9 protein-coding genes are annotated in these 7,972 nt (G+C 59.4%); 2 read left to right on the top strand and 7 right to left on the bottom strand.

The genetic code is table 11. The features are described 5' to 3' along the window. The coding region (locus KBZ15_RS14055) for an alpha-D-glucose phosphate-specific phosphoglucomutase (protein WP_396123495.1) at positions 1 to 1,417 on the bottom strand (1,417 nt) is incomplete at its 3' end. A gap of 110 nt (positions 1,418 to 1,527) precedes the next feature. Between KBZ15_RS14055 and KBZ15_RS14050 the strand changes: the two genes are divergently transcribed. Further along, complete coding sequence (locus KBZ15_RS14050; RefSeq protein ID WP_255015841.1) at positions 1,528 to 1,923, top strand: hypothetical protein; 396 nt, start codon at positions 1,528 to 1,530, stop codon at positions 1,921 to 1,923. Between the two features lie 21 nt (positions 1,924 to 1,944). On the opposite strand, the gene KBZ15_RS14045 is transcribed toward KBZ15_RS14050, so the two are convergent. From KBZ15_RS14045 to KBZ15_RS14025, 5 genes are all read right to left on the bottom strand, one after another. Further along, positions 1,945 to 2,358: a hypothetical protein gene (locus KBZ15_RS14045; RefSeq protein ID WP_254931803.1), complete on the bottom strand. Its 414-nt coding sequence runs from the start codon at positions 2,356 to 2,358 to the stop codon at positions 1,945 to 1,947. A 69-nt stretch (positions 2,359 to 2,427) separates the two neighbouring features. Further along, entirely contained in the window at positions 2,428 to 3,660 is a 1,233-nt protein-coding gene (locus KBZ15_RS14040) for an FAD-dependent monooxygenase (protein WP_255015839.1), read from the bottom strand. Continuing rightward, complete coding sequence (locus KBZ15_RS14035) at positions 3,657 to 3,899, bottom strand: hypothetical protein (protein WP_255015838.1); 243 nt, start codon at positions 3,897 to 3,899, stop codon at positions 3,657 to 3,659. Before KBZ15_RS14035 ends, KBZ15_RS14040 begins: the two co-directional genes overlap by 4 nt. Positions 3,900 to 3,948: 49 nt before the next feature. Beyond that, a complete protein-coding gene (locus KBZ15_RS14030) occupies positions 3,949 to 4,296 on the bottom strand; it encodes a hypothetical protein (RefSeq protein ID WP_255015837.1) in 348 nt (115 codons plus the stop codon). 140 nt (positions 4,297 to 4,436) lie between these two features. Beyond that, on the bottom strand, positions 4,437 to 5,378 hold the full coding sequence (locus KBZ15_RS14025) for a phospholipase D-like domain-containing protein (RefSeq protein WP_315859894.1): 942 nt from the start codon (positions 5,376 to 5,378) through the stop codon (positions 4,437 to 4,439). Positions 5,379 to 5,434: 56 nt separating this feature from the next. On the opposite strand from KBZ15_RS14025, the gene KBZ15_RS14020 reads away from it, so the two are divergent. Beyond that, on the top strand, positions 5,435 to 6,727 hold the full coding sequence (locus tag KBZ15_RS14020; protein WP_255015836.1) for a hypothetical protein: 1,293 nt from the start codon (positions 5,435 to 5,437) through the stop codon (positions 6,725 to 6,727). 41 nt (positions 6,728 to 6,768) lie between these two features. Here KBZ15_RS14020 and KBZ15_RS14015 read toward each other — a convergent pair whose 3' ends face one another. Beyond that, positions 6,769 to 7,344, bottom strand: coding sequence for a hypothetical protein (locus KBZ15_RS14015; protein ID WP_255015835.1), 576 nt, complete (start codon positions 7,342 to 7,344; stop codon positions 6,769 to 6,771). Positions 7,345 to 7,972 lie beyond the last annotated feature (628 nt).

Genomic DNA, 7,972 nt, shown 5'->3' with positions numbered 1-7,972 from the left:
GGCCCTGGCCGCTGGTGAGGGAGCCATCCACCGGATCGGTGTAGGCGAAGTCGTCCGCGGTGGCGACGCTGCGGCCGGCGAAGCTCTGGCCCACCAGTCCTGGTTGCATCTCCTTTACCCGGTTGTAGAGGCCGTGGGCTGCTTCGCTGGCGATCGCCTCGTAATCGTGGCGGGAGTAGTAATGGCGGCCGAAGCGGGCCCAGTGCTCGGCCATGATCTGGCTCACCGGCTCCCGCCGCCTGGCCAGGATCTGCAGCCAGAACAGCACGGCCCAGAGCCCATCCTTCTCGCGAATGTGGTTGCTGCCGGTGCCGAAGCTCTCCTCGCCGCAGAGGGTGATCCGCCCAGCGTCTAGCAGGTTGCCGAAGAACTTCCAGCCGGTGGGGGTTTCGAAGCAGGGCAGGCCCAGGTCTTTGGCCACCACATCGGCGGCGGCACTGGTTGGCATAGAGCGGGCCACGCCGGCCAGACCATCGCCGTAGCCCGGAGCCAGGGTGGCGTTGGCGGTGAGCACCGCCAGGCTGTCACTGGGGTTCACGAAGCAGCGGGTCCCAAGGATCATATTGCGGTCGCCGTCGCCGTCGCAGGCGGCACCGAAGCGGTAGGCGTCGCTGCCCAGCAGCAGCTCGGCCAGGTCGTGGGCGTAGGTGAGGTTGGGATCGGGGTGGCCGCCGCCAAAATCCTCCAGGGGGATGCCGTTGCGCACGGTGCCCGCGGGGGCTCCGAGCACCCCTTCGAAGATGCGGCTGGCATAGGGGCCGGTAACCGCGTGCATGGCGTCGAAGGCCATCGGGAAGTCGCCCCGCAGCAGATCGCCGATCTGGTCGAAGTCGAAGAGTCGTTGCATCAGCGCCACGTAGTCGTCGACGCCATCAATCACATCCACCTGCAGGTCGCCGATGCTGCTGCGGCTAGGTGTCGAGAGGTCGGGATCGCTGCCGCCTTCGCAGATTCGGTAGCCGTCGAGGGTCTGGGTGGCGGCGTAGATGGCGTCGGTGATCGATTCAGGTGTGGGGCCGCCGTTGGCGCCGTTGATCTTGACGCCGAAATCGCCGTCGGGCCCGCCGGGGTTGTGGCTGGCCGAGAGGATCACTCCACCCACGGCACCGTGCTGGCGAATCAGGTGGGAGGCGGCGGGAGTGGAGAGGATGCCCCCGGTGGTGGTGATCAGCCGGGCCACGCCATGGGCGGCGGCCATGCGGGAGATCACGGCGATGGCCTGGCGGTTTCCGTAGCGACCATCGCCACCCACCACCAGGGTGCCCCCCGCCACGCCTGGCAGCACCCGCAGGCTCGCTTCGATGAAGCTTTCGAGGTAGTGGGGAGCCTGAAACTGCCTGCTGCTCTTGCGCAGGCCGGAGGTGCCGGGTTTCTGGTCGCTGAAGGGCCGGGCGAGGGCGATGTGCTGGACGTTCATGGAACTGCTGCAGGTCATCGGCCAAGCCCACTGGGGCTCAGGGGGCACCAAATTAGCCCTTGCCTGCGGCCCTGGCCGGGCTGGCTAGGGTCCAGAAAAGAACAGTTGTCGTGTCAACTCGTGCTGCCGGGCGTTTCCCTATTCCCAACCGGGCAGTCCGGTTGCTGATCTGCCTGCTGGTGCTCGCCCCGGCCGGCGTCGCGGGGGCTGCTGGCTCCAGCAAGGTTGTGGGCGGGGCCAGGGCGATCCCCATGGATCAGGCCCTGCAGCGCAGTCTGCTGGCGGCGGAGGCGGTGATCCATCGTCGGGGCAAGGAAACCTGCCTGCGGGGCAAGCTCACCAATGCCCTGCTGGGCCTTTCGGCCAGTTGCGAGGCTGCCGGCCAACGGGGTGGGCTCTGTGCCCTGGCCGATCAGGCCGTCGTGCAGATGGGCTGGTCGCTGGCCTTCATGGACAGCACAGCCCGCCAAGTGCTCGAGCTGATGCCGAGCGAAACAGAGCGTTGATTCCTGCGACCCGAGCCCGGTTCAGGAGCCCGGAATCAGGCCGAAGAGCTTTTTCTCCTTTGGTTTGTCTTCTTTCTTGCTAGGCACGACAGTGCGGGTTTGCAGCTTGCAGAAGGGGATCAGGTCCTGGCCGGCCCGATTGATGGTCTCGCGCCGCTCGTAGTTGTTGGTGGCAGCGGGCTTGGCCCGTTCCCGGATGGTCCAGATGGCGTCCTTACAGTTGGCCCCGAGTCGGGGATGGTCCATCAGGGGATCCGCCATGGCGCTGGCTTTATTGCAGCTTTCGGCCGTGTTCTCTCGCCCGCAGGTGAAGGTGAGCAGCTGGAGCTCGCGCAGCTCCTCCAGGGTGGGATAGGGCGGATCCTTGGGGGCCGCCTGCAGGGGCATGGCCAGGAGCAGGCCCATCAGGCTGGCCCCCAGCCCAGGCAGGAGCATGGCTGACTGCCTGGGAGCGCAGACTAGGTCGATCCGATCGGCGGCCATAGGTGCACGGCTGTGCTCCCATCATGGCGGTTTTGGCAGCAGGGTCAGGCCATGGCGCAGGGGCTGCTGCTGGTGGCTCCAGTGGGCGGAGATAGCGGGGCCAATCAAGGGTGCCGCCAGGGCCAGCCCCCGCCTCAACCAGGCCTGGCTGCGCAGCTGTTCCCCCCGGGCGGCTTCCAAGGCCTGGAGGGCCTGGATGGCCTCGATTTCAGGCCTGCGTTCGGCCTCGATGGCTGCAAGGGTGTCATCGAAAGCCTGCCCCCCATCAGTGGCCTCGCCGCAGAGCAGGGGCAGCAGCCGGGCGCTGGCCACGCAGGCATCGCGCAGAGCCATGTTGATGCCCTGGGCGCGCACGGGGCCCATCGGGTGGGCCGCATCTCCCAGCAGCAGCAGTCCGGGCCGCCACCAGCGCTCCGCCAGAGCAACTTTCACCGCCAGTTTGGTGGGTTCGCTCAGGCCTGCTCCCCACTGGCGCAGCCAGAGCGCCAGCTCGCCCGAGCAGAGGCCGGCTAACTTTTCGATCCACTCCGGTTGGCCCAGGGCGGGGGCGCGGTCGCCGGCGGCCAGCACCCAGCCCAGTTGCAGGCCACCGGCGGCGCTCTCAAAGGCGCTGAACACGCCAGTCGCTCCGACCAGGGTGGTGAAATTCCCCTGCAGGGGTGAGCCGGCTGGGCAGGCCAGTTGAAACCAGAGCAGATCGATCGGGCTGGTTCCATCGATCAACTTCAGTTTGGCCTTCTGCCGCAGCAGGGAGGCCCGGCCATCACAGGCCAGCACCAGATCGGCCTCCAGGCGCCGGCCATCGCCGAGTTGCACCCCTACCACCCGCTCCTGGCGCCAGAGCAGGTCGACGGCGGGTTGGCCGCGCTCCAGGGCGAAGCCAGGGAAGGCCTGAGCTTGCTCGATCAGCAGTTCAAGCAAGGCCTGCTGACTCACTAGGGTGCAGGGGTGGCGGGGATCACCACCGAGGGGCTCGGCTGCGCTGAACAGCTCCTGCCCGTTGACGATGAAGCGCCAGCCCTGCAGGGGGCGGTGGGGCAGGGCAGGCAGCAGCTGGGCTAGCCCCATGGCGCCGAGGGCATCGAGCCCTGAGGGCATCAGGGCCTCCCCCCGAAACTGGCGCACCAGGCTGGTGCGGGCTTCCACCAGGGTCACGGCCAGCCCTGATCGGGCCAGCACCAGGGCCAGGCTGGCCCCGGCTGGCCCACCACCCACCACCACCACCACCTGGGGATGGGTGCGAGGCAGGTTCAAACGAAGGAGTTGTAGTTGCGGGTGGCGCCGCTCACCGGATCTACATGGCCCGTCAGCTGGCTTTTTTTAGTGAGCAGGTAGTCGACCAGCTCCTGTTGCACGGCCAGCAGCTCCGTGGTGCAGCCCCGGAAGGCCGCCCGGTGGCGGATGTCGTCGTGCCTGGTGTGCAGGTCACGCAGCATCAGCTGGATTGCGTCCAGGGTCGCTGATGTAGAGCGAGCGGCCTGCGGGGAATCCATTCAACCTGGTGAGAAAAACTAGTTGCCAGCTTAGGAGCTGCGCTGCTGTTCAACAGTCACCGAAGAGGGCGGATGCCACGGCCTGGAAGGTGTCGAAGGTGTCCTGGGTTTCCAGACCGCTCACGGCCAGGGATACGGTTTGCTGGCGGGGATTGCACTCCACCGCCAGGCTCACCGCCCGGTTGGCGTGGTCGGCGTGGAAGGCGGCGCTGTGGCAGTCGGCGGCATAGAGGGTTTCGGTGGCATGGGTGAAGCCCAGCTGGGTGGCCAGCAGGGAAATCCCGGTCAGGGATTCGCCCAGGCTGCCGGTGCTACGGATTGCCGTGGTGTAGACCACCGGCGCTGCGGGGGCGGTGTCTTCGGCCGGGGTGATCAGGGATTGGGCCAGTGACTTCACCAGGCTTCCTGTCTTTAAGAGGCTGCCGGGTCTTAAGAGGCTTCCGGTCTTTTGCAGGGTCTCCATGGCTGAAGCGCGGCCAGACTGACCGGGTAAGCATAGGGTTGGGCCACTAGATGTGGTGGTTTGTGCCTGTCAGCTCATCCACCGGTAGTGTTGGTCTGGGTGGTGCTCCCTTGGGTGATCCCCCGCTGCACCCCGCTGCCGCAATTCAGCCGCTGGCGCTCGATTTTGCGCTGCAGCCGGGGGGTAAGGCCCAGCTCGGCCCCCTTCCAGAGCCGGTTGATTTCGGCGCTGAAGTGTTCGGCGAGCTGGGGGGAGTCAAACACCAGCAGGGTTTCGTCATTTTGATGGGCCGCCGAGGGGCTCCAGTTGAAGGAGCCGGTGATCACGGTGCGGTTGTCTATCACCGCCAGCTTGTGGTGGAGCTTGTCGCCGCTGGCCAGCCGCGGGGTGCCGACTCCGTCTAGGGGCTTTTGCCAGGGCCGGTTGCCTGCCTCCAGGCCGCAGTGGTGGTCTGGCAGCTGGATGCCCAGCAGATCCAGCACTTCGCTGAAGGCCCGGTTGGCGAAGCCAGGGTCGGCCAGCAGCCGGATCTTGACACCGCGCTCCTGCAGGCGGGCCATGGCATCGGCCAGGCCCTGCTCTGAGAGCACGAACAGGGCCAGATCCAGCTGTTTGCGTGTGCCCAGGAGCAACTTTTCCAGCAGCCCTAAGCCCTGGTTGGGATCCTTGCGGCGGTGGGGTGCGAACAGCACCGTGACCGGGGTCTGCCCCACCAGCGCCCGCTGGGCCGCCCCACCCCCTTTGGCCAGGCCAAAGCGGCTGTCGCTCTGGCCGCCGGGGCCGTCGCCCCACATCCGTTCAAATTCGGCCACGAAGCTCGCGGCCAGGGCGCTGCTGTGCAGCCGCAGCAGGTGGTTGACGTTGCCGCGACTGCGATTGCTACCCGGATCGCCACTTGGATCGCCACCGGGATCCCCATGGATGCACGAGGGGGTGAAATTGGCCGACCCCGTGACCACCACTGCCCGATCCACCACCATGAATTTGTGGTGCTTGTAAAGGGCCCTTGCTATCACTGTGATTGACGACTCAAAAACTTGGAGTAAAGTGAGAGTAATCGCTGACTCGTGTTTTGGGCGTCATCGCCAAGGAAGAGATAAATCCCGCCGTACCCGACAAAAAGCGGTTGCTGGTGCTTTTGGACAAGGGCGGACAGAACTGGTACCTCCGCCTCAGGCAGCACGGTCGCTACCGATTCATTTCGCTGGGGACTCCGGATCTGTATGAGGCTCGGAAAATGGCTTTCTTCAATCCCCCAGAACCCAATCCCAGGCAAGCTCTCTCAATCCGTAAGGCCCTGCTGGAGTTCCAGGAGAGCCGTCAGCAATTGATGGATGCGCCCGGTGTCTCTAAAAGCATTCGCCTCAATACCTTCAAGACCTACAAAGCTCGGGTGGTGTCAGTGCTGAGCTTTTTTGAAGAACAGCGAATTTTCAAGAAAGAAACCAAGCTCCGAACCGTTGCTTCACTCACAGCTGGTGATTTCAGCGGCTATGAAGATTGGCGTAAAAAGCAGGGGATCATGATGACCACTATTAAAACTGAAATTACTCAGATAAACGCCATTCTCTCGTGGTTTCATACTCACGAATACATCAGCAAGCCGATCAAGGTACCTCTTCCCGTATTTGATATTGATAAATATCGCTTGCCTAATCGGCTTCTGGAGGAGAAGGAAGAGAAGATTCTCTGGCAGACCCTGAAGAGCTTGTGTTCCTGTGGTGATCCGGACCGGGACCAACGCTGGCAGCTTTACGCCTACTGGTTGAGATGGCTACAGGACACCTTTACTCGTCCACATGAGAGCCGCTTGCTGTGTTTTTCCGATGTCAAGGAATTCATGGTGGACGGAAAAATAGCTGTTCAGTTCAGGACGAGGCCAGAAACAAAAACTGGTGAGCGATTGGTTTACGCCACTTCTACAATCAAAGGAAAACTGCTCAATCTGTATGAGTCATGGGGCATTGCTGTACCCCCAACCTCACCACTGTTTCTCTTGCCCCAAGGAAGGCCACCATCTTCCACTTGGTATGGGGACATGTGGAAGAAGCTGATGGTTGAGTGTGGTTTTAAGGTCAAGCCACGGGAGATGACCCAGTATTCGCTAAGGCATCAAGGAATAAACACACTCTTGGTCCAGGGGGTTCCTCCCACAAAAGTTGCTGATCTGGCGGGACACTCCCTGGCCATCCAGCAGCGGATCTACAAGAAATACAAGCTCCAGGATGATCACTCGGTGCTTCGGGACGACACGCTGAGACAGAATAAGAAGACCGTTCCGCTTACAACCGATAATGACCATAAATCCCCATGGGAGATTGACTCCGAGATAGGTGAAGCCTTCCCATTTAATGGGGATGAGTAATCGTTCAACTTCTCACGGTGAGCAAGTTGAACTGAGTCAGGTTATCCAAAGGATTTTTGCTCTTCATCTTTTAGATTCAATTCTGTGAAGCTCTGCCCATTTGGCAGCAGCCCATACTTGGCAATGTAGTTTCTGGCTTTCCTCAGCTCGTATTCATTTTTGTGAGCAGTTTTTCGCTGTTCCTTCTCGCTAAGCAACTGTTCACGAACACTCTGAGGTAGTGGACAGTTAAAACCCCCACCAGCCAGCTCTCCTGCCCTCCAACGTGTCTCCAAATACTCTTCGGCTACTGAGTGACCCCTAACAGCAAGAAGCAACTTATAGGCCGTTGTAGAGGTCATACAGGAACAACAGTAAAACACATACCCCATGTTGTTTGGGTTGAGGTAAGCCGGTTGGTAGGGGACCTGAGAATTTCTTTTTTTCGTGGAAGAGCAAAAGGGGCACTTGCCCACCCAACTGCTTGGGTGTTCTCTTGAAAATTCTTGGTCTTTCAGAATTCCTACAAGATACTGCTTATCAATTTCTTTGATCTGATGAAGCATATATGGTGTGATATTGACCTCTATCCCATAAGATCCTTTGGCATCTGAGTAAGAGTAGTTTTTCCCTTTCATATTGTTTTTACGTCTTTAATCATTATACATCAATTATTCTTTGCTGTCAAATGTTAAGGAATGCTAACATCAATACGGTATTCAATCTTTCTTGTATAAATAACAGAGTCATCGGTAACATTAATTCTTTAGTATTCTTAAGTAATCTCTAAAGAGATTTAGAGACCCTCTTGACGAAAGATTGAAAAATTCATTTTTAAATGCTAAATAAATATATGTAGATGAGACGGTGTAAGCCTACACTCTATCAAAAAAATAACAATAGTATTTAGAGGATACATCAATATGTACACAAGAACTCAAGGCAATACAAAGGAAATTCCTTTGAGATACCAAATATCCTATAAGGAATCTGAAAGATCATTGCTCCAGTGGGAATCTGAGCTAATGAATCATTTTAAAATGGGAAGAAGTGATTTACACAAATATTTCTTGAGAGTGAATTATAATCTTCTTAAGAATCCAAACTCTTTTATTACGCTATAGTCATGACTAATAAGAAACTCATTCAACCAAAGCTTGACTATCTGTACAAGGAGAGAGAATCGGTAGAGGCATCTGGTTACCGAATAGATCCTGATTTAAGAAAAATCTACAGGTTCATCAACGAAGAAATTCAGAATCTTCA

Origin of the sequence: Cyanobium sp. BA20m-p-22 (assembly GCF_024346275.1) — a bacterium.
GTDB lineage: Bacteria > Cyanobacteriota > Cyanobacteriia > PCC-6307 > Cyanobiaceae > Cyanobium_A.
Note: the sequence above shows the minus strand (reverse complement) of the source record. Positions and strands in the feature narration are given on the sequence as shown.